Origin of the sequence: Citrobacter sp. Colony219 (assembly GCF_019382635.1) — a bacterium.
In the GTDB taxonomy this organism is placed as follows: Bacteria; Pseudomonadota; Gammaproteobacteria; order Enterobacterales; family Enterobacteriaceae; genus Citrobacter; species Citrobacter youngae.
The window spans coordinates 4,506,907-4,528,416 of the sequence record NZ_CP080033.1; the positions used below are offsets into that span (position 1 = coordinate 4,506,907).

At 50.6% G+C, this 21,510-nt stretch carries 19 protein-coding genes, 1 tRNA gene and 3 rRNA genes (1 of these 23 only partly in view); 18 read left to right on the forward strand and 5 right to left on the reverse strand.

Annotation, left to right across the window (positions count from 1 at the left end):
* The 11 genes from msrP to JTI85_RS19975 form a co-directional block, all read left to right on the forward strand.
* Positions 1 to 614 (forward strand): protein-methionine-sulfoxide reductase catalytic subunit MsrP (gene msrP / locus JTI85_RS21640; RefSeq protein WP_255574916.1); only part of this gene is annotated, 614 nt, incomplete at its 5' end.
* Positions 615 to 1,214 carry a protein-methionine-sulfoxide reductase heme-binding subunit MsrQ gene (msrQ, locus tag JTI85_RS19930; protein WP_048213461.1) on the forward strand — a complete coding sequence of 200 codons (600 nt, stop codon included), beginning with the start codon at positions 615 to 617 and terminating at the stop codon, positions 1,212 to 1,214.
* Between the two features lie 392 nt (positions 1,215 to 1,606).
* The gene (gene accB / locus JTI85_RS19935; RefSeq protein ID WP_005121378.1) at positions 1,607 to 2,077 is read left to right on the forward strand and encodes an acetyl-CoA carboxylase biotin carboxyl carrier protein; all 471 of its coding nucleotides are present in this window, start codon (positions 1,607 to 1,609) and stop codon (positions 2,075 to 2,077) included.
* Between the two features lie 10 nt (positions 2,078 to 2,087).
* The gene (gene accC, locus JTI85_RS19940; RefSeq protein ID WP_003025213.1) at positions 2,088 to 3,437 is read left to right on the forward strand and encodes an acetyl-CoA carboxylase biotin carboxylase subunit; all 1,350 of its coding nucleotides are present in this window, start codon (positions 2,088 to 2,090) and stop codon (positions 3,435 to 3,437) included.
* Between the two features lie 107 nt (positions 3,438 to 3,544).
* Positions 3,545 to 3,787 (forward strand): YhdT family protein, encoded by a 243-nt coding sequence (locus JTI85_RS19945; protein WP_048213462.1) that lies wholly within the window; start codon positions 3,545 to 3,547, stop codon positions 3,785 to 3,787.
* Positions 3,777 to 5,228: a sodium/pantothenate symporter gene (gene panF, locus JTI85_RS19950; RefSeq protein ID WP_219351941.1), complete on the forward strand. Its 1,452-nt coding sequence runs from the start codon at positions 3,777 to 3,779 to the stop codon at positions 5,226 to 5,228. The genes JTI85_RS19945 and panF overlap by 11 nt, the downstream gene beginning before the upstream one ends.
* Positions 5,229 to 5,239: 11 nt before the next feature.
* Positions 5,240 to 6,121 (forward strand): 50S ribosomal protein L11 methyltransferase, encoded by an 882-nt coding sequence (gene prmA, locus JTI85_RS19955; RefSeq protein ID WP_003025221.1) that lies wholly within the window; start codon positions 5,240 to 5,242, stop codon positions 6,119 to 6,121.
* A 360-nt stretch (positions 6,122 to 6,481) separates the two neighbouring features.
* The gene (gene dusB, locus JTI85_RS19960; RefSeq protein ID WP_003025224.1) at positions 6,482 to 7,447 is read left to right on the forward strand and encodes a tRNA dihydrouridine synthase DusB; all 966 of its coding nucleotides are present in this window, start codon (positions 6,482 to 6,484) and stop codon (positions 7,445 to 7,447) included.
* Between the two features lie 25 nt (positions 7,448 to 7,472).
* On the forward strand, positions 7,473 to 7,769 hold the full coding sequence (gene fis, locus JTI85_RS19965; RefSeq protein WP_000462905.1) for a DNA-binding transcriptional regulator Fis: 297 nt from the start codon (positions 7,473 to 7,475) through the stop codon (positions 7,767 to 7,769).
* A gap of 87 nt (positions 7,770 to 7,856) precedes the next feature.
* A complete protein-coding gene (yhdJ, locus tag JTI85_RS19970) occupies positions 7,857 to 8,741 on the forward strand; it encodes an adenine-specific DNA-methyltransferase (RefSeq protein WP_048213509.1) in 885 nt (294 codons plus the stop codon).
* Positions 8,742 to 8,823: 82 nt separating this feature from the next.
* Positions 8,824 to 8,988, forward strand: a complete 165-nt coding sequence (locus tag JTI85_RS19975; RefSeq protein ID WP_048213464.1) for a DUF2556 family protein — start codon at positions 8,824 to 8,826, stop codon at positions 8,986 to 8,988.
* Positions 8,989 to 9,041: 53 nt separating this feature from the next.
* Here the strand turns inward: JTI85_RS19975 and envR are convergent, their stop codons facing one another.
* The gene (envR, locus tag JTI85_RS19980; RefSeq protein WP_061068709.1) at positions 9,042 to 9,698 is read right to left on the reverse strand and encodes an acrEF/envCD operon transcriptional regulator; all 657 of its coding nucleotides are present in this window, start codon (positions 9,696 to 9,698) and stop codon (positions 9,042 to 9,044) included.
* Positions 9,699 to 10,110: 412 nt separating this feature from the next.
* Between envR and JTI85_RS19985 the strand changes: the two genes are divergently transcribed.
* The 7 genes from JTI85_RS19985 (at position 10,111) to JTI85_RS20015 (ending at position 19,503) form a co-directional block, all read left to right on the forward strand.
* Complete coding sequence (locus JTI85_RS19985; protein WP_101741930.1) at positions 10,111 to 11,271, forward strand: efflux RND transporter periplasmic adaptor subunit; 1,161 nt, start codon at positions 10,111 to 10,113, stop codon at positions 11,269 to 11,271.
* Between the two features lie 11 nt (positions 11,272 to 11,282).
* Positions 11,283 to 14,396 carry an efflux RND transporter permease subunit gene (locus JTI85_RS19990; RefSeq protein WP_219351942.1) on the forward strand — a complete coding sequence of 1,038 codons (3,114 nt, stop codon included), beginning with the start codon at positions 11,283 to 11,285 and terminating at the stop codon, positions 14,394 to 14,396.
* Positions 14,397 to 14,665: 269 nt separating this feature from the next.
* A complete protein-coding gene (locus tag JTI85_RS19995; RefSeq protein ID WP_048213468.1) occupies positions 14,666 to 14,887 on the forward strand; it encodes a membrane protein in 222 nt (73 codons plus the stop codon).
* 460 nt (positions 14,888 to 15,347) lie between these two features.
* Complete coding sequence (locus JTI85_RS20000; RefSeq protein WP_061068712.1) at positions 15,348 to 16,373, forward strand: amino acid ABC transporter substrate-binding protein; 1,026 nt, start codon at positions 15,348 to 15,350, stop codon at positions 16,371 to 16,373.
* A gap of 69 nt (positions 16,374 to 16,442) precedes the next feature.
* A complete protein-coding gene (locus JTI85_RS20005) occupies positions 16,443 to 17,624 on the forward strand; it encodes an amino acid ABC transporter permease (protein ID WP_115642770.1) in 1,182 nt (393 codons plus the stop codon).
* 9 nt (positions 17,625 to 17,633) lie between these two features.
* The gene (locus tag JTI85_RS20010; RefSeq protein ID WP_048213471.1) at positions 17,634 to 18,737 is read left to right on the forward strand and encodes an amino acid ABC transporter permease; all 1,104 of its coding nucleotides are present in this window, start codon (positions 17,634 to 17,636) and stop codon (positions 18,735 to 18,737) included.
* A 7-nt stretch (positions 18,738 to 18,744) separates the two neighbouring features.
* Positions 18,745 to 19,503 carry an amino acid ABC transporter ATP-binding protein gene (locus JTI85_RS20015; protein ID WP_061068714.1) on the forward strand — a complete coding sequence of 253 codons (759 nt, stop codon included), beginning with the start codon at positions 18,745 to 18,747 and terminating at the stop codon, positions 19,501 to 19,503.
* A 149-nt stretch (positions 19,504 to 19,652) separates the two neighbouring features.
* Here the strand turns inward: JTI85_RS20015 and rrf (JTI85_RS20020) are convergent.
* The 4 genes from rrf (JTI85_RS20020) to JTI85_RS20035 form a co-directional block, all read right to left on the reverse strand.
* Positions 19,653 to 19,768, reverse strand: a 5S ribosomal RNA gene (gene rrf, locus JTI85_RS20020).
* Between the two features lie 39 nt (positions 19,769 to 19,807).
* Positions 19,808 to 19,883 (reverse strand) — tRNA-Thr (locus JTI85_RS20025).
* Positions 19,884 to 19,897: 14 nt separating this feature from the next.
* Positions 19,898 to 20,013 (reverse strand): 5S ribosomal RNA (rrf, locus tag JTI85_RS20030).
* A gap of 92 nt (positions 20,014 to 20,105) precedes the next feature.
* Positions 20,106 to 21,510, reverse strand: a 23S ribosomal RNA gene (locus JTI85_RS20035) (it continues 1,502 nt past the right edge of the window).

Genomic DNA, 21,510 nt, shown 5'->3' on the forward strand with positions numbered 1-21,510 from the left:
TGACCACCCGCTTCCCACTGGAAGAGCGTATATATCGAATGCGCTGTGTTGAAGCCTGGTCGATGGTCGTACCGTGGATTGGTTTTCCTTTACATAAACTGTTAGCGCTGGTTGAACCCACCAGCAATGCAAAATATGTCGCGTTCGAAACACGTTATGCCCCTGAAGAGATGCCGGGACAGAAAGATCGCTTTATTGGCGGTGGGTTAAAATATCCTTATGTTGAAGGGCTACGTCTGGATGAGGCCATGCACCCGCTCACTCTGCTTACAGTGGGCGTGTATGGCAAGGCACTTCCACCACAAAATGGTGCCCCTATTCGCTTAACGGTGCCATGGAAATACGGGTTTAAAGGCATTAAGTCGATCGTCAGTATTAAACTGACGCGTGAACGCCCGCCAACCACCTGGAATATGGCTGCGTCCGATGAATACGGTTTTTATGCCAATGTGAATCCTCATGTCGATCATCCCCGCTGGTCACAAGCGACTGAACGCTTCATCGGCGCGGGCGGCATACTGGATGTACAGCGCCAGCCCACGTTGCTGTTTAACGGCTATGCAAAGGAAGTCGCTTCCCTGTACCGAGGTCTCGATCTGCGGGAGAATTTTTAAGTGCGCCTGACTGCAAAACAGATTACCTGGCTGAAAGTTTGCCTGCATCTTACCGGGCTTTTACCGTTTCTCTGGCTATTTTGGGCGGTAAATCATGGGGGACTGAGCGCCGATCCGGTCAAAGACATTCAGCACTTTACCGGTCGGACAGCTCTGAAATTCCTACTGGCTACCTTGCTGGTGGCGCCGTTGGCGCGCTACGCTAAACAGCCATTATTGATACGCACTCGTCGCCTGTTAGGGCTATGGTGTTTCGCCTGGGCGACGTTACATTTAACCAGCTATGCGCTACTGGAATTAGGCATTAATAACCTGGCATTGCTGGGGCGGGAACTTACTACTCGACCTTATTTGATGTTGGGTATTTTCAGCTGGGTCATTTTATTCGCCCTCGCCTTGACCTCTACACAGGCAGCCCAGCGAAAACTGGGTAAATATTGGCAGTATCTGCACAACTTCGTCTATCTTGTGGCGATCCTGGCACCCATACATTATTTGTGGTCGGTAAAAATTATCTCTCCGCAACCGATTATTTATGCCGCACTTGCAGCGGTGCTGTTAGCCTGCCGCTACAAGAAGTTTCGCCAGTGGTGGCGGTAGTTTCACGATATGTGCAGTACGTTGCAAAACACAGACGAACCCATGTTCTTTACATGCCAGCGGTTGATTATCTTCCCTGATAAGACCAGTATTTAGCTGCCAATTGCTACGAAATAGTTATAATGTGCGCCTTTGCTCTCCCCGGTAGCGTTTTTACAGCGCAGAAAGGGTGACAATCGCATATTGAAGGTATATTTTGTCTTTTACCCGAAAATGGCAGAAGATAGCCGCACAATGACTAACAAGTCTGGCAATCTCATATAATGGCCGCAGCACGCAGTGCAACGCCTGAGATGCGTGGCATCTTGTCACTCACTGTTATAAAAATGCTATACAGACGGCGGTAAAACGCCTGTCACAATCTCACTAAACAAAGAGTACGGAACCCACTCATGGATATTCGTAAGATTAAAAAACTGATCGAGCTGGTTGAAGAATCAGGCATCTCCGAACTGGAAATTTCTGAAGGCGAAGAGTCTGTACGCATCAGCCGTGCAGCGCCAGCTGCAAGTTTTCCAATGATGCAACAGGCTTATGCTGCACCAGTGATGCAGCAGCCAGCTCTGTCTAACGCTGTCGCACAAACTGCCACTCCAAGTATGGAAGCGCCGGCAGCAGCGGAAATCAGTGGTCACATCGTACGCTCCCCAATGGTTGGTACGTTCTACCGCACCCCGAGCCCGGATGCTAAAGCGTTCATCGAAATCGGCCAGAAAGTGAATGCGGGCGATACCCTGTGCATCGTTGAAGCCATGAAAATGATGAACCAGATCGAAGCCGACAAATCCGGCGTAGTGAAAGCGATTCTGGTAGAAAGTGGTCAACCGGTAGAATTTGACGAGCCGCTGGTCGTCATCGAATAACGAGGCGAACATGTTGGATAAAATTGTCATCGCTAACCGCGGCGAGATTGCCTTGCGTATTCTTCGTGCCTGTAAAGAACTGGGCATCAAGACTGTCGCCGTGCACTCAAGCGCGGATCGCGATTTAAAACACGTATTGCTGGCGGATGAGACGGTCTGTATTGGCCCGGCTGCGTCCGTAAAAAGCTATCTGAACATCCCGGCAATCATTAGCGCCGCTGAAATCACCGGCGCAGTGGCAATCCACCCGGGTTATGGCTTCCTCTCTGAGAACGCCAACTTCGCTGAACAGGTAGAACGTTCTGGTTTTATCTTCATCGGCCCGAAAGCCGACACTATCCGCCTGATGGGCGACAAAGTGTCCGCGATCACCGCGATGAAGAAAGCTGGCGTACCGACCGTTCCAGGCTCTGACGGCCCGCTGGGCGATGACATGGACGCTAACCGCGCTCATGCTAAACGTATCGGCTACCCGGTTATCATCAAAGCCTCCGGCGGCGGCGGCGGTCGCGGTATGCGCGTCGTGCGCAGCGATGCCGAACTGGCACAATCCATCTCCATGACCAAAGCGGAAGCGAAAGCGGCTTTCAACAACGACATGGTTTACATGGAGAAGTACCTGGAAAACCCACGCCACATCGAAATTCAGGTGCTGGCTGACGGTCAGGGTAACGCGATTTATCTGGCTGAACGTGACTGCTCCATGCAGCGTCGTCACCAGAAAGTCGTCGAAGAAGCACCTGCGCCGGGTATTACCCCGGAACTGCGTCGCTACATCGGCGAGCGTTGCGCCAAAGCGTGCGTTGATATCGGCTATCGCGGGGCAGGTACTTTCGAGTTCCTGTTCGAAAACGGCGAGTTCTACTTCATTGAGATGAACACCCGTATTCAGGTTGAACACCCGGTAACCGAAATGATCACCGGCGTTGACCTGATCAAAGAGCAGCTGCGTATCGCGGCAGGACAACCGCTGTCCATCAAGCAGGATGAAGTTGTGGTTAAAGGCCATGCGGTAGAATGCCGTATCAACGCCGAAGACCCGAACACCTTCCTGCCAAGCCCGGGTAAAATCACGCGTTTCCACGCGCCGGGTGGCTTTGGTGTGCGCTGGGAGTCTCATATTTACGCAGGCTACACTGTACCTCCGTACTATGACTCAATGATCGGTAAGCTGATTTGCTACGGCGAAAACCGCGACGTAGCGATCGCCCGTATGAAAAACGCATTGCAGGAACTGATCATCGACGGTATCAAAACCAACGTTGATCTGCAGATCCGCATCATGAATGACGAGCACTTCCAGCATGGTGGAACCAATATCCACTATCTGGAGAAAAAACTCGGACTTCAGGAAAAGTAAGCATGTGTTAACCGAAAAGGCCGGAAATTCCGGCCTTTTGTTTTTCTCCCCTCCCGAACGCGCCATAAGGTACAATCCCCGCTTTCTTTATCCACAAGGGACAAAAAATGGACGCTCGTTTTGTTCAGGCCCATAAAGAGGCGCGCTGGGCGCTGTGGCTGACCCTTTTATATCTTGCCACATGGTTAGTAACCGCTTACTTACCAGATTCCACGCTCGGTTTTACCGGCTTACCGCACTGGTTCGAAATGGCCTGCCTGCTAACGCCGCTGGTTTTCATCGTACTGTGCTGGGCGATGGTGAAGTTTATCTATCGCGACATTCCGTTGGAGGATGACGATGCAGCTTGAAGTTATTTTGCCGCTGGTCGCCTATCTGTTGGTGGTCTTCGGTCTCTCTGTTTACGCTATGCGTAAGAGATCGACCGGTACTTTCCTGAACGAATATTTCCTCGGCAGCCGCTCGATGGGCGGGGTCGTATTGGCCATGACGCTAACGGCAACCTACATTAGCGCCAGTTCGTTTATTGGCGGCCCTGGCGCGGCTTATAAATACGGATTGGGATGGGTGCTGCTGGCGATGATACAGTTGCCCGCCGTCTGGCTCTCTTTGGGGATCCTCGGGAAGAAATTCGCCATTCTGGCGCGCCGTCACAACGCCGTAACCCTTAACGACATGCTGTTCGCCCGCTACCAGAGCCGTCTACTGGTGTGGCTGGCAAGTCTTAGCCTGCTGGTCGCGTTTGTCGGAGCAATGACCGTACAGTTTATTGGCGGCGCACGTTTGCTGGAAACGGCTGCGGGTATTCCTTACGAAACCGGTTTGCTGATCTTTGGCGTCAGTATCGCTTTATATACGGCATTCGGCGGATTTCGCGCCAGCGTACTGAACGACACCATGCAAGGCATGGTAATGCTGATTGGGACTATCGTTCTGCTGGTCGGCGTCGTTCATGCCGCCGGCGGCCTTAGCAATGCGGTAGTAACCCTGCAAACCATCGATCCGAAACTGGTCTCACCGCAGGGCGCGGATGACATTCTGTCACCCACGTTTATGACCTCATTCTGGGTACTGGTGTGTTTTGGCGTGATTGGACTTCCGCATACGGCGGTACGCTGTATCTCCTATAAAGACAGTAAAGCGGTACACCGTGGGATTATCATCGGCACCATCGTGGTGGCGATCCTGATGTTTGGCATGCATCTGGCGGGTGCGTTGGGACGTGCGGTGATCCCTGACCTGACGGTACCGGATCTGGTGATCCCGACTCTGATGGTCAAAGTGTTGCCACCGGTAGCTGCCGGGATCTTCCTCGCGGCCCCCATGGCCGCGATCATGTCAACGATCAATGCCCAATTGCTGCAAAGTTCCGCTACGATCATTAAGGATCTGTACCTGAACCTTCGTCCGGAACAGTTGAAAAACGAAACCCGGCTGAAGCGCATGTCCGCTGTGATCACCCTACTGCTGGGCGCGTTACTGCTGCTGGCCGCCTGGAAACCGCCAGAGATGATTATCTGGCTCAACCTGCTGGCGTTTGGCGGGTTGGAAGCGGTCTTCCTGTGGCCGCTGGTGCTGGGCCTGTACTGGGAGCGAGCAAACGCGACTGGCGCATTGAGCGCGATGATTGTCGGCGGCGTGTTGTATGCCGTACTTGCTACCTTTAACGTTCAGTACCTGGGCTTCCATCCGATCGTGCCCTCGTTGCTGATAAGTTTGCTGGCTTTCCTGGTCGGAAACCGTTTCGGTTCTACCGTCCCGCAAGCTGCCATATTGACTACTGATAAATAAAGAGTTTTGCCATGCCATGGATCCAACTGAAACTGAACACAACGGGTGCTAACGCAGAAGAGTTAAGCGATGCACTAATGGAAGCGGGCTCCGTTTCCATCACTTTCCAGGATACGCATGATACGCCGGTGTTCGAGCCTCTGCCGGGCGAGACTCGCCTGTGGGGCGATACCGATGTTATCGGCTTGTTCGACGCAGAAACCGACATGAAAGAAGTCGTTGCCATTCTGGAGCAGCATCCGCTGCTGGGTGAAGGTTTCGCGCATAAAATCGAACAGCTTGAAGATAAAGACTGGGAACGCGAATGGATGGATAACTTCCATCCGATGCGCTTTGGCGAACGCCTGTGGATTTGCCCGAGCTGGCGCGATGTCCCGGATGAGAACGCCGTCAATGTAATGCTGGACCCGGGTCTGGCGTTTGGTACCGGCACTCACCCCACCACCTCTCTGTGCCTGCAATGGCTGGACGGTCTCGATCTTAACGGCAAAACGGTTATCGACTTTGGCTGCGGCTCCGGCATTCTGGCGATTGCGGCATTGAAACTGGGCGCAGCGAAAGCCATCGGCGTGGATATCGATCCACAAGCGATTCAGGCCAGCCGTGATAACGCCCAGCGTAATGGCGTTTCTGAGCGTCTGGAGCTTTATCTGCCGAAAGACCAGCCAGAAGCCATGAAAGCCGACGTGGTGGTCGCCAACATCCTCGCGGGCCCATTACGTGAACTGGCGCCGTTAATCAGCGTACTGCCCGTTGAGGGCGGTTTACTGGGTCTTTCTGGCATTCTTGCCAGCCAGGCGGAAAGTGTCTGTGAGGCCTATGCCGATCTCTTTACACTCGATCCGGTCATCGAAAAAGAAGAGTGGTGCCGTATTACCGGTCAGAAAAAATAATCGTCACGCATTACTATCGCTAACCCCAAAATCGCTTTCGTTTTCGCAAAATGATTTGCGGAAATGGGAGCGAGATCGCATTACAAAGTCACTATTTGTACACAAAAACAGCTTTTTATCCTGATGTCCTGAGCCTGAGCGCAATAAAAAAAGAGAAGTTTTCGGAATTTATAAACGGATGATAAATTAGCGCAACTACGTATCCAAATGATTATTAAAGCTTTTAATTTGAAACTGTGTACTTAGTCAGCAATTCATTGATCCACCTCAGTGGATTGGTCAAAGTTTGGCCTTTCATCTCATGCAAAAAATGCGTAATATACGCCGCCTTGCAGTCACAGTATGGTCATTTCTTAACTCATGCGCATCGGACAATACCAGCTCAGAAATCGCCTGATCGCAGCACCTATGGCTGGCATCACTGACAGACCATTCAGGACGCTGTGCTATGAGATGGGAGCAGGATTGACGGTATCCGAGATGATGTCTTCTAACCCGCAGGTTTGGGAAAGCGACAAATCTCGTTTACGTATGGTGCACGTTGATGAGCCAGGAATTCGCACGGTGCAAATTGCCGGTAGCGATCCTGTTGAGATGGCTGATGCCGCACGTATTAACGTGGAAAGCGGCGCCCAGATTATTGATATCAATATGGGGTGTCCGGCTAAAAAAGTGAATCGCAAGCTCGCAGGTTCAGCCCTCTTGCAGTACCCGGATTTAGTGAAATCGATACTAACCGAGGTCGTCAATGCAGTGGACGTTCCTGTCACACTCAAGATTCGCACCGGCTGGGCTCCGGAACACCGTAACTGCGTAGAGATTGCCCAACTGGCTGAAGACTGTGGCATTCAGGCTCTGACCATTCATGGACGCACCCGCGCCTGTTTGTTCAATGGAGATGCTGAGTACGACAGTATTCGGGCAGTTAAGCAGAAAGTTTCCATTCCGATTATCGCGAATGGCGACATTACTGACCCGCATAAAGCCAGAGCTGTACTCGACTATACGGGGGCGGATGCCCTGATGATAGGACGTGCAGCTCAGGGAAGACCCTGGATCTTTCGGGAAATCCAGCATTATCTGGACACTGGGGAGCTGCTGCCCCCGCTGCCTCTGGCAGAGGTGAAGCGCTTGCTTTGTGCGCATGTTCGGGAATTGCACGACTTTTATGGTCAGGCAAAAGGGTACCGAATTGCGCGTAAACACGTATCCTGGTATCTCCAGGAACACGCTCCGGATGACCAGTTTCGGCGCACATTCAACGCCATTGAAGACTCCAGCGAACAGCTGGCGGCGTTGGAGGCATACTTCGAAAATTTTGCGTAAACAGAAATAAAGAGCTGACAGAACTATGTTCGAACAACGCGTAAATTCTGACGTACTGACCGTTTCTACCGTTAACTCTCAGGATCAGGTAACTCAAAAACCCCTGCGTGACTCGGTTAAACAGGCACTGAAGAACTATTTTGCTCAATTGAATGGTCAGGATGTTAACGATCTCTATGAGCTGGTACTGGCTGAAGTAGAACAGCCCCTGTTGGACATGGTGATGCAATACACCCGCGGTAACCAGACCCGTGCTGCCCTGATGATGGGCATCAACCGTGGTACGCTGCGTAAAAAACTGAAAAAATACGGCATGAACTGATACTAATCAGCGAAATGTTTGTTTTAAAAGGCGCTACTCGGCATGGGGAAGCGCCTTTTTTATTCGCGTCACACGGAGGCTTTGGTGATGAAAGCGAGATGTGAACCTGTCTACTTTGGTGATGAATCAAAAAAGATAATCCAGGGTGATGCGCTGACTGAACTGAAAAAGCTGCCGTCTGAAAGCATCGATCTGATCTTTGCCGACCCACCTTATAACATCGGGAAAGACTTTGACGGGTTGGTAGAATCCTGGGACGAAGAGAGCTTTCTGGCCTCGCTGTTCGAGTGCATTGATGAATGCCATCGAATATTAAAGCCACAAGGCACCATGTACATCATGAACAGTACGGAGAACATGCCGTACATCGACCTCAAATGTCGACAGCTTTTTACCATCAAGAGCCGTATTGTGTGGGCCTATGATAGCTCAGGGGTACAGGCCAAAAAGTACTTTGGCTCCATGTATGAACCGATCCTGATGATGGTCAAAGACCCAAAAAGTTATACATTTAACCGTGATGATATTTTGGTTGAAGCGAAAACCGGGGCGAAACGCGCGCTAATAGACTACAGAAAAAACCCACCTCAGCCCTACAATCATAAAAAAGTACCCGGTAATGTCTGGGAGTTTCCACGTGTTCGCTACCTGATGGATGAATACGAAAACCACCCCACGCAGAAACCCAAAGCCCTGCTGGAGCGCATCATTCTGGCTTCCTCCAACCCAGATGACAAAGTGCTGGATCCGTTTGCCGGTAGCTTCACAACCGGTGCCACTGCCGTGGAATTAGGTCGCAAGTTTGTCGGGATTGAAATCAATGCCGAATACGTAAAAATGGGGCTCAGAAGATTGAGTATTGGTTCTCATTTTTCAGAGAATGAGCTTGCAAAGGTGAAAAAGCGCAAGACGAAAAACCTGTCTAAAAAGAGTCGATTACCGGAAAAGAGCGGTGGAATTTCAGCAAAGTAAAAGCATTGTAAGTCTGCTTTTCAGCTTTTAGATTTCGTGTATATTCCCTGCACGCTTGGGCATGAATACACAGGATTTGGTAATGATTCGCAAGTATTGGTGGCTGGTTGTTTTTGCTGTCTTTGTTTTTCTTTTTGATGCGCTACTCATTCAGTGGATAGAGTTGATGACAACAGAGCACGATAAGTGCCGGAATATGAACTCAGTAAATCCCCTCAAGCTGGTCAACTGTATCGACCTCGAATAGTACGTCCGGTGACTTACCGTTCTGCAACTGCCGTCAGTCCATGGCGGCAGAAACTAGCCAGCCTGATCCTCACCCTGAATCAATTGCAGCATGCAGCCATCAGGGCTTAACATTTTTAATACATTATCAACTAATACTGGCGCTTGTTTATAAAGATCATAACTCATTGGATTAATGAGCCAGTTCTTAACAATGCCACTAAAACTCCCATGAAGAATAATTATTATAACGTCTAAATCAAGGCTGGTTGCGATAAGCCCATCGTCCATACATTTCTGCAAGGCAATGCGCATACCCAGATGGTTGATACCAATTTTTTCACGAATAGTCTGTTCCGATATCATATCATTATGGAATTCACATTTATGATATAAAATCTGCATTAATGCCTGCTGTCGAGGATTCTCAGCAATATATTGCAAACCCACAACTAATCTTTCTTGTAGCCGCTGTAGTGGGTTATCTCCCCAACGGCCCACGAGCCGCTCCTGAATAAGATCGCGCAAGGGCGGCTGCTGTAACCAAAGCTCATTAAAAAGCTGCGTTTTATTTTCGAAATGCCAATAGAGCGCTCCCCGCGTAACGTTGGCCGCGTCCGCAATGTCGTTGAGCGTCGTATTGCTTACGCCGCGCGCGGCAAACTGCGCTATCGCTGTTTCAATCAGGTGCTGTCGCGTTTTGAGAGCATCAGCTTTCGTTCTTCTGGCCATGGTTCCGACTGTCCGGAGTAGAGTGGAGAATGATTAACTTTCTTATCTAATATTTGCTAAACGAAATAAATGTATCACTTAGCGTTTATTTAGACGAGGTCTAAAAGCGTTAATTGCTGACATTGCACACGAATAAACAAAGCATATAAAAACCTTAAATACATTCACCAACCAAATACTTATTTCAATATGTATTTATGCGCATCATAGTATTGCTATTAACACCATAATAAAACAGCAGAGGATTAATCTTTTTTTGTTTTTATGTGCCGTGTGTCGCGCCCATAAATAAGTATTGCTTACATCGCAAGCTAATAATTTGTAGGATAGCCAACTATTATTTTTCTTGTGCGCGTTATCGCCTCTGCGTTACCCGGTTAATAACGAGCGTTCGGTTTTTTAAGGAATAGAAATGACGAAAAATGCCAGGTTTTCACTCCTGCCCTCATTCATCATCATCTCCGCTGCATTACTCGCCGGTTGTAACGATCAGGGAGAAACACAAGCTCATCCCGCAGAGCCGCAGGTGACTGTCCATGTCGTCGAAAAGGCGCCCTTAGCCGTGACGACCGAATTACCCGGGCGCACAACGGCATTTCGTATCGCAGAAGTCCGTCCTCAGGTTAGCGGGATTGTACTTAAACGGAATTTCACTGAGGGAAGCGATGTTGAAGCCGGTCAGTCGCTTTATCAGATCGACCCCGCGACTTACCAGGCTGACTATGACAGCGCCAAAGGCGAGCTGGCAAAGAGTGAAGCGGCGGCAGCTATCGCGCATTTAACGGTAAAACGTTATGTTCCGCTGGTAGGCACTAAGTACATCAGCCAGCAAGAGTACGATCAGGCCATTGCTGATGCCCGCCAGGCCGATGCATCCGTAATCGCAGCAAAAGCCGCGGTCGAAAGCGCACGTATTAACCTGGCCTACACCAAAGTGACATCGCCCATTAGCGGACGGATCGGTAAATCTAACGTCACCGAAGGCGCATTAGTCACGAATGGCCAGGCGACTGAGCTTGCTACCGTTCAACAGCTTGATCCTATTTATGTCGACGTAACGCAGTCCAGCAATGACTTTATGCGCCTCAAACAGTCAGTTGAGCAAGGGAGCCTGCATAAAGACAGCGCCAGCAGTACCGTCGAACTGGTAATGGAAAATGGTCAGTCGTACCCGCTGAAAGGCTCTTTGCAATTTTCTGACGTGACGGTTGATGAAAGTACCGGATCCATCACCCTCAGGGCCGTCTTCCCTAACCCGCAGCACACGCTGCTGCCGGGCATGTTCGTGCGTGCGCGCATTGATGAAGGTGTTCAGCCAAATGCCATTCTCGTTCCGCAGCAGGGGGTAACACGTACGCCTCGCGGCGATGCCACCGTGATGGTCGTTAACGATAAAAGTCAGGTTGAGTCTCGCGCCGTTGTTGCCGCACAAGCCATTGGCGACAAGTGGCTCATCAGCGAAGGTCTGCAACCGGGTGACAAAGTTATCGTGAGCGGCTTACAGAAAGCACGCCCTGGCGTCCAGGTTAAAGCAACTGCCGACACCGAAATCTCTGCCACGAAAGCCCAATAAGGTAACCGGACATGGCTAACTTTTTTATCAGGCGTCCTATCTTTGCCTGGGTACTGGCCATCATTCTGATGATGGCGGGTGCTCTGGCAATCATGCAGCTCCCCGTGGCGCAGTACCCAACCATTGCACCTCCTGCGGTCGCTATTACCGCAACCTATCCAGGTGCGGATGCGCAGACGGTACAAGATACTGTTACGCAGGTTATCGAACAGAATATGAACGGTATCGATAACCTGATGTATATGTCCTCCACCAGCGATTCCGCTGGAAGTGTGACCATCACGCTGACCTTCCAGTCCGGTACCGACCCCGATATCGCCCAGGTTCAGGTGCAAAATAAACTGCAGCTCGCCACACCTTTACTGCCGCAGGAAGTCCAGCAGCAGGGGATCGGCGTTGAGAAATCCAGCAGCAGCTTTTTAATGGTCGCGGGGTTTGTTTCTGATAACCCGCAAACCACACAGGATGATATTTCCGACTACGTTGCCTCTAACGTTAAAGACTCAATCAGTCGTCTTAATGGCGTGGGTGACGTACAGCTGTTTGGTGCGCAGTATGCTATGCGCATCTGGCTGGATGCGAACTTGCTGAACAAATACCAGCTTACGCCGGTTGATGTGATCAATCAGTTGAAGGTCCAGAACGATCAGATAGCCGCAGGTCAGTTAGGCGGTACGCCAGCATTACCTAACCAGCAGCTTAACGCTTCTATCATTGCGCAAACGCGACTGAAAGATCCTGAAGAGTTCGGCAAAGTCACTTTACGCGTAAACAGCGATGGTTCAGTTGTTCACCTGAAGGACGTTGCGCGGATCGAGTTGGGTGGTGAGAACTACAACGTGGTGGCGCGTATTAACGGTAAGCCTGCGTCCGGCCTCGGTATTAAGCTGGCAACCGGGGCAAACGCGCTGGATACCGCTAACGCCATCAAAGCCAAGCTGGTTGAACTGCAACCCTTCTTCCCGCAGGGCATGAAGGTGGTCTATCCGTACGACACCACCCCGTTTGTGACCATCTCCATTCATGAAGTGGTAAAAACGCTGTTTGAAGCGATCATTCTGGTGTTCCTGGTCATGTATTTGTTCCTGCAAAACATCCGGGCAACGCTCATTCCGACTATCGCAGTACCCGTCGTATTGTTGGGTACATTTGCCGTGCTTGCCGCGTTTGGCTACTCAATAAACACCCTGACGATGTTCGGCATGGTGCTCGCCATCGGTCTATTGGTCGATGATGCGATAGTGGTGGTGGAAAACGTGGAACGTGTGATGATGGAAGATAATCTGCCGCCCAAAGAGGCGACGGAAAAATCCATGTCACAAATTCAGGGAGCGCTGGTCGGTATCGCCATGGTGCTGTCAGCGGTATTTATCCCGATGGCCTTCTTTGGCGGTTCAACCGGGGCTATCTACCGGCAGTTCTCCATCACCATCGTTTCAGCCATGGCGCTTTCTGTACTGGTGGCGCTGATCCTGACTCCCGCACTTTGCGCAACGCTGTTGAAGCCGGCCTCGGCGGAGCATCACGAGAAAAAAAGCGGTTTCTTTGGCTGGTTTAATACCAAATTCGATCATAGCGTCAACCATTACACCAATAGCGTCAGCGGTATTGTGCGTAAAACCGGACGTTATCTGGTCGTCTACCTGATCATTGTGATTGGCATGGCGGTGCTGTTTATGCGTCTGCCAACCTCCTTCCTGCCGGAAGAAGATCAGGGCGTATTTATGACTATGATTCAGCTCCCGGCGGGGGCAACACAAGAGCGCACCCAGAAAGTGCTGGATCAGGTCACCCAGTATTATCTGAACAATGAGAAAGCTAACGTCGCAAGCGTCTTCACGGTTAACGGCTTTAGCTTCAGCGGTCAGGGACAAAACTCAGGTCTGGCGTTCGTCAGCCTCAAGCCCTGGGATGAGCGTAGCGGAGAGGAAAACAGCGCCGAAGCGGTTATTGCACGCGCCACTCGCGCCTTCAGCCAGATCCGCGATGGTCTGGTCTTCCCCTTCAACATGCCGGCGATTGTTGAATTGGGTACTGCAACCGGCTTCGACTTCGAGCTGATCGATCAGGGCGGTCTGGGACATACGGCATTAACGCAAGCCCGTAACCAACTGCTGGGTATGGTGGCTAAACACCCAGATTTGTTAGTCCGCGTGCGTCCGAACGGCCTGGAAGATACCCCTCAGTTCAAACTGGATGTCGATCAGGAGAAAGCACAAGCACTGGGCGTTTCGCTGTCGGACATTAACGAGACCATCTCTGCATCGTTGGGCGGCTATTACGTCAATGACTTTATTGACCGCGGCCGAGTGAAGAAAGTGTACGTTCAGGCGGATGCTAAATACCGCATGCTGCCAACGGACATCAGTAATCTGTATATCCGCAGTGCCAATGGCGAAATGGTTCCGTTCTCTGCGTTCAGCGCATCGCATTGGGTTTACGGCTCACCGCGCCTGGAGCGTTACAACGGCATGCCATCGATGGAAATACTGGGGGAAGCCGCGCCGGGTCGAAGTACGGGTGAAGCAATGGCACTAATGGAAAGCCTCGCAGAAAAGCTGCCAAACGGTATTGGTCATGACTGGACGGGTATGTCTTATCAGGAACGACTGTCGGGTAACCAGGCACCTGCACTTTATGCCATCTCGCTAATCGTCGTCTTCCTTTGCCTGGCCGCGTTGTATGAGAGTTGGTCGATTCCCTTCTCCGTCATGCTGGTTGTACCGCTCGGTGTGGTAGGCGCACTGTTAGCTGCATCAGTGCGTGGGATGAATAACGACGTCTACTTCCAGGTGGGTCTGTTAACCACTATTGGCCTCTCGGCGAAGAACGCCATCCTGATCGTCGAATTTGCCAAAGACCTGATGGATAAAGAGGGCAAAGGATTGATAGAAGCCACTCTGGAGGCGTCGCGCATGCGTCTTCGTCCAATCCTGATGACATCCCTGGCGTTTATTCTGGGGGTTATGCCTCTGGTTATCAGCCATGGTGCAGGTAGCGGTGCGCAGAATGCTGTTGGTACCGGTGTTATGGGGGGGATGCTCACCGCAACATTGTTAGCGATCTTCTTCGTTCCCGTCTTCTTCGTTGTCGTTAAACGGCGTTTTAGCCGGCACCACGAATAATTTGTAAAATAAAGGCGTCCATAGACGCCTTTTTACATGATGATGAGTTCTTTATTTATTAATGAGATAGACATTTAATTTTGCTGAAGCATTGCAGAACAAACTTTCAGGTGCCCCATTTTATCCATTATTTTTACAATCCACATGAATTGAGATTATTCCTCATGTCAGTCTTTTTTTAAGCAGTGGTAAAATAGCAGTCGAGTTCGCAGATGGCTGAGCGTTTACCTTTGCTCAATTAGCGAAACGCTTATTTTTGAGGTAACACCATGAAAAGATTAATACCCGTTGCACTGCTTACCGCATTACTGGCTGGCTGTGCACACGATTCCCCTTGTGTGCCTGTCTATGACGATCAAGGGCGTCTGGTTCATACCAATACCTGTATGAAAGGCACCACGCAGGATAACTGGGAAACTGCAGGAGCGATAGCCGGTGGTGCAGCCGCTGTTGCCGGCTTGACGCTTGGGATAGTTGCCTTGACGAAATAAAAAATCATAAAAGCGCGGCCGTTACCGCGCTTTTAGCAATACGAATTAAATCTTAATATAAGACAAAATGTTAGTTCATGGCATCATTCATAAAATAAAATTATTATAGATTCGCTTCACATATCCATGAACTCAAATTAGCATTTTCTGTATTCTTCGTTATAACGCACATCCCTTTCATTATTCTCACGCTACGGATATTCACGCCCGAAATCGTTATCATGCGTCCTGTCTTATTTTTAAATTTTTTGCGCCGAAATGTGGCTTACGTTTCAATTTTGCACCACTTCAGGGCGCTGCATTTATTCTTTCCTGTCTACACTCTGCATATTGCGTCGAATAATCGTGCGCAAAAACCTGGCACTACCTTTGCTTAGAAGAGTATGGCCATAGCCACAGACAGGTAAAAGACGTTTTCAGAACGTTTCCATAACAATAATTCCTCCACACAGGATGCTCTATGAAAAAGATGATAATAGCCAGCCTGGCTGCGGCCGGCGTGCTGCTTGCGGTTGCAAATCAGGCACATGCCGGCGCAACTCTCGATGCCGTACAGAAAAAGGGTTTTGTGCAATGTGGTATCAGTGATGGCCTGCCTGGTTTTTCTTACGCTGATGCAAGCGGTAAGTTCTCAGGTATTGATGTCGATGTATGTCGTGGCGTTGCCGCTGCCGTATTTGGTGATGACAGCAAAGTAAAATATACCCCACTCACCGCCAAAGAACGCTTCACCGCGTTACAGTCTGGTGAGGTCGATATGCTTTCCCGTAATACCACATGGACCTCTTCTCGCGATGCCGGAATGGGAATGTCTTTCACTGGCGTAACGTATTACGACGGCATCGGTTTTCTTACCCACAATAAAGCGGGCCTGAAGAGCGCTAAAGAGCTGGATGGCGCAACGGTTTGTATTCAGGCAGGAACAGATACTGAACTGAATGTGGCCGACTACTTTAAAGCCAATAACATGAAGTATACCCCTGTCACCTTTGACCGTTCTGATGAGTCCGCTAAAGCTCTCGAATCAGGGCGCTGCGATACACTTGCCTCCGACCAGTCTCAGTTGTACGCCCTGCGGATCAAACTGAGCAACCCCGCAGAATGGATTGTACTGCCAGAAGTTATTTCTAAAGAGCCACTGGGGCCAGTCGTGCGTCGTGGTGACGACGAGTGGTTCTCGATTGTTCGCTGGACGTTGTTCGCTATGCTGAACGCCGAAGAGATGGGGGTTAATTCGAAAAATGTTGACGAAAAAGCGGCAAATCCTGCAACACCGGATATGGCGCACCTGCTAGGTAAAGAGGGGGATTATGGCAAGGATCTGAAACTTGATAACAAATGGGCTTATAACATTATCAAGCAGGTAGGTAACTACTCGGAGATCTTTGAGCGTAACGTTGGATCGGAAAGCCCGCTGAAGATCAAGCGTGGGCAGAACAACCTCTGGAATAACGGTGGCATTCAGTATGCACCACCCGTGCGCTAATGCGCAGTGATGCAACGAGCGCCGCAACTGCGGCGCTCAGCCCAGAGTCATAGTTACCGAGGTTTTCTTATGCCCCATCGCCGCTCAAACGTAAAAGGATCGTTATCCTTTTCTAACCCTGCGGTCCGCGCCTGGTTATTTCAAATACTCGCTGTGATTGCGGTCGTTAGCATTGCGATCTATCTCATTCATAACACCATTAATAACCTGAGCAGTCGCGGTATTACCTCGGGATTTTCTTTTCTCGAACGCAGTGCCGGATTTGGTATCGTCCAGCATCTGATTGATTACGAGCAAGGCGATACATATGGCCGCGTCTTTATCGTCGGTCTGCTTAATACGCTATTAGTCTCTGCGTTGTGCATTGTTTTCGCATCATTTCTCGGCTTTTTTCTCGGGCTGGCACGGCTGTCGGATAACTGGTTACTACGAAAGCTCTCTACGATTTATATCGAAACGTTCCGCAATATCCCGCCATTGCTGCAGATCTTCTTTTGGTATTTTGCCGTATTGCGGAATTTGCCCGGACCGCGGCAGGCTGTTAGTACCCTGGATCTGGTCTTTCTGAGCAATCGCGGGCTCTACATTCCGGCACCACAGATGGGAGAAGGTCTGATTACCTTCTGTGCCGCAATCATGCTTGCCGTCATCATCACCATTGGGTTATTTCGCTTCAACAAAATGCACCAGACCAAAACAGGCCAGTTGCGCCGAACATGGCCAACAGCCCTGATGCTAATCGTGTTTCTACCGATGATTTCACATTGGATTTTCGGTGCGGCGCTGCACTGGGATATCCCTGAACTGCGCGGGTTTAACTTCCGTGGCGGTATGGTGCTTATTCCCGAACTGGCTGCCCTGACGCTGGCGCTTTCGGTGTATACCTCAGCGTTTATTGCTGAAATTATCCGGGCGGGGATTCAGGCTGTTCCTTATGGCCAACATGAAGCAGCACGCTCGCTGGGCCTGCCAAATCCGGTAACGCTGCGCCAGGTGATCATCCCACAGGCGCTGCGCGTCATCATTCCCCCATTGACCAGCCAGTATCTGAATATCGTCAAGAACTCCTCTCTCGCAGCCGCCATTGGCTATCCGGATATGGTGTCATTGTTTGCCGGTACTGTGCTCAATCAAACAGGACAGGCCATCGAAACTATCGCCATCACCATGTCGGTGTACCTGATCATCAGCCTGAGCATTTCTCTGTTGATGAATATTTATAACCGCCGCATCGCACTGATTGAGCGCTAAGGAGCCATGATGACAAAAGCACTGCTGTCTCGCCCCGCGCGCCCGAGCAGTAACCAGGCAAGTCGCATTCTATTTTGGGTACGTAAAAACCTGTTCTCTAGTTGGTCAAACAGCCTGCTCACATTGCTATGCGTGTGGCTTATTTGGTCGTTCCTTCCCCCGCTGTTGAACTGGGCATTCCTGCAGGCCAACTGGGTCGGTTCTAGCCGGGCCGATTGTACAAAAGCAGGGGCTTGCTGGGTTTTCATCCATGAACGCTTCGGGCAATTTATGTATGGACTGTATCCACACGATCAACGCTGGCGCGTCAATCTGGCTCTGATTATTGGTCTGCTTTCCTTCATCCCGATGTTCTTGAAAATCATCCCCCACCGTGGCCGCTATATCGCCGTCTGGGCCGTCATTTATCCAGTGGTGGTTTGGTGGCTGATGTACGGGGGTTTTTTCGGGCTTGAGCGCGTAGAAACTCGCCAGTGGGGTGGATTAACACTGACGCTTATCATCGCATCCGTGGGTATTGCAGGCGCGCTTCCGTGGGGCATTTTACTGGCGTTAGGCCGCCGTTCTCATATGCCGATCGTGCGTGTTTTATCGGTCATTTTCATTGAGTTCTGGCGTGGTGTGCCGCTTATAACCGTCCTGTTTATGTCCTCAGTCATGCTCCCGCTATTTATGTCGGAGGGTACAACTATCGACAAACTTATTCGGGCACTGGTTGGTGTCATTCTCTTCCAGTCAGCCTATGTTGCTGAAGTGGTACGCGGAGGATTACAGGCCTTACCAAAAGGTCAATATGAAGCGGCTGAATCACTGGCGCTTGGGTACTGGAAAACGCAGGGGTTGGTTATTCTTCCCCAGGCGCTGAAGCTGGTCATTCCCGGCCTGGTCAATACCATCATCGCGCTATTCAAGGATACCAGCCTGGTCATTATCATCGGCCTGTTTGATCTCTTTAGCAGCGTCCAGCAAGCAACTGTCGACCCGGCCTGGCTGGGAATGTCGACAGAAGGATATGTTTTCGCTGCACTGATTTACTGGGTTTTCTGTTTCAGCATGTCGCGTTATAGCCAGCATCTGGAAAAACGTTTTAACACCGGGCGTACACCGCACTGAGGAATTTATGAGCCAACTAGTAATGCCGTCCACTGACGCGATGATTACGCTGGAAAACGTCAACAAATGGTATGGGCAGTTTCATGTCCTGAAAAATATCAACCTGCAGGTAAAACAGGGAGAACGTATCGTATTGTGCGGGCCTTCTGGTTCCGGAAAATCGACGACTATTCGCTGTATTAACCATCTGGAAGAACATCAGCAAGGGCGTATTGTCGTGGATGGAATCGAGCTCAACGAAGATATCCGCAATATCGAACGTGTCAGACAGGAAGTTGGCATGGTCTTTCAGCACTTTAATCTCTTCCCTCATTTAACGGTTCTGCAAAACTGCACACTGGCTCCTATTTGGGTGCAAAAGATGCCGAAGAAAGAAGCCGAAGTGCTGGCAATGCACTACCTTGAGCGGGTCCGCATTGCTGAACATGCACATAAATATCCCGGGCAAATTTCCGGTGGTCAGCAACAGCGTGTCGCTATTGCGCGCTCACTGTGTATGAAACCCAAAATCATGCTGTTTGACGAACCCACGTCAGCGTTAGATCCCGAAATGGTAAAGGAAGTGCTGGATACGATGATTGGCCTGGCGCAATCGGGAATGACAATGCTGTGTGTAACACATGAAATGGGGTTCGCCCGCACGGTAGCGGATCGGGTGATCTTTATGGATCTTGGAGAGATTGTCGAACAGGCGCCTCCAGATGAATTTTTTGCCCATCCTAAATCCGAACGAACCCGTGCCTTTTTGTCGCAGGTTATACATTAATGCCCAATTGCCTGCACGTATCAGACCGACAGCAATATCAACCTCGTGGGCCGGGTAAAGCGTTTACGCGTATCCGGCCTATTTTCCCTGATACGTTAAAAAAGCAAAAAGGCCCAGTCTTTCGACTGGGCCTTTCGCTTTTATTTGATGCCTGGCAGTTCCCTACTCTCGCATGGGGAGACCCCACACTACCATCGGCGCTACGGCGTTTCACTTCTGAGTTCGGCATGGGGTCAGGTGGGACCACCGCGCTACAGCCGCCAGGCAAATTCTTTACTAAGTGCCAAACTTTAACCCGAAAAACTGGTGCTGATACCCAGAGTCGAACTGGGGACCTCACCCTTACCAAGGGTGCGCTCTACCAACTGAGCCATATCAGCACACTAAATTTGATGCCTGGCAGTTCCCTACTCTCGCATGGGGAGACCCCACACTACCATCGGCGCTACGGCGTTTCACTTCTGAGTTCGGCATGGGGTCAGGTGGGACCACCGCGCTACAGCCGCCAGGCAAATTCTGTTATCAGACCGCTTCTGCGTTCTGATGTCATCTGTAATCAAGCTGAATCTGATGTCTCTTCGCCAAAACATCTTCGGCGTTGTAAGGTTAAGCCTCACGGTTCATTAGTATCGGTTAGCTCAATGTATCGCTACACTTACACACCCGACCTATCAACGTCATCGTCTTTAACGTTCCTTCAGGAGACTTATAGTCTCAGGGAGAACTCATCTCGGGGCAAGTTTCGTGCTTAGATGCTTTCAGCACTTATCTCTTCCGCATTTAGCTACCGGGCAATGCCATTGGCATGACAACCCGAACACCAGTGATGCGTCCACTCCGGTCCTCTCGTACTAGGAGCAGCCCCCCTCAATTCTCCAGCGCCCACGGCAGATAGGGACCGAACTGTCTCACGACGTTCTAAACCCAGCTCGCGTACCACTTTAAATGGCGAACAGCCATACCCTTGGGACCTACTTCAGCCCCAGGATGTGATGAGCCGACATCGAGGTGCCAAACACCGCCGTCGATATGAACTCTTGGGCGGTATCAGCCTGTTATCCCCGGAGTACCTTTTATCCGTTGAGCGATGGCCCTTCCATTCAGAACCACCGGATCACTAAGACCTGCTTTCGCACCTGCTCGAGCCGTCACTCTCGCAGTCAAGCTAGCTTATGCCTTTGCACTAACCTCCTGATGTCCGACCAGGATTAGCTAACCTTCGTGCTCCTCCGTTACTCTTTAGGAGGAGACCGCCCCAGTCAAACTACCCACCAGACACTGTCCGCAACCCGGATTACGGGTCCACGTTAGAACACCAGCCATTAAAGGGTGGTATTTCAAGGTTGGCTCCATGCAGACTGGCGTCCACACTTCAAAGCCTCCCACCTATCCTACACATCAAGGACCAGTGTTCAGTGTCAAGCTATAGTAAAGGTTCACGGGGTCTTTCCGTCTTGCCGCGGGTACACTGCATCTTCACAGCGAGTTCAATTTCACTGAGTCTCGGGTGGAGACAGCCTGGCCATCATTACGCCATTCGTGCAGGTCGGAACTTACCCGACAAGGAATTTCGCTACCTTAGGACCGTTATAGTTACGGCCGCCGTTTACCGGGGCTTCGATCAAGAGCTTCTCCTTACGGATAACCCCATCAATTAACCTTCCGGCACCGGGCAGGCGTCACACCGTATACGTCCACTTTCGTGTTTGCACAGTGCTGTGTTTTTAATAAACAGTTGCAGCCAGCTGGTATCTTCGACTGATTTCAGCTCCATGAGTAAATCACTTCACCTACATATCAGCGTGCCTTCTCCCGAAGTTACGGCACCATTTTGCCTAGTTCCTTCACCCGAGTTCTCTCAAGCGCCTTGGTATTCTCTACCTGACCACCTGTGTCGGTTTGGGGTACGATTTCGTGTTACCTGATGCTTAGAGGCTTTTCCTGGAAGCAGGGCATTTGTTACTTCAGCACCGTAGTGCCTCGTCATCACACCTCAGCGTTAATAAA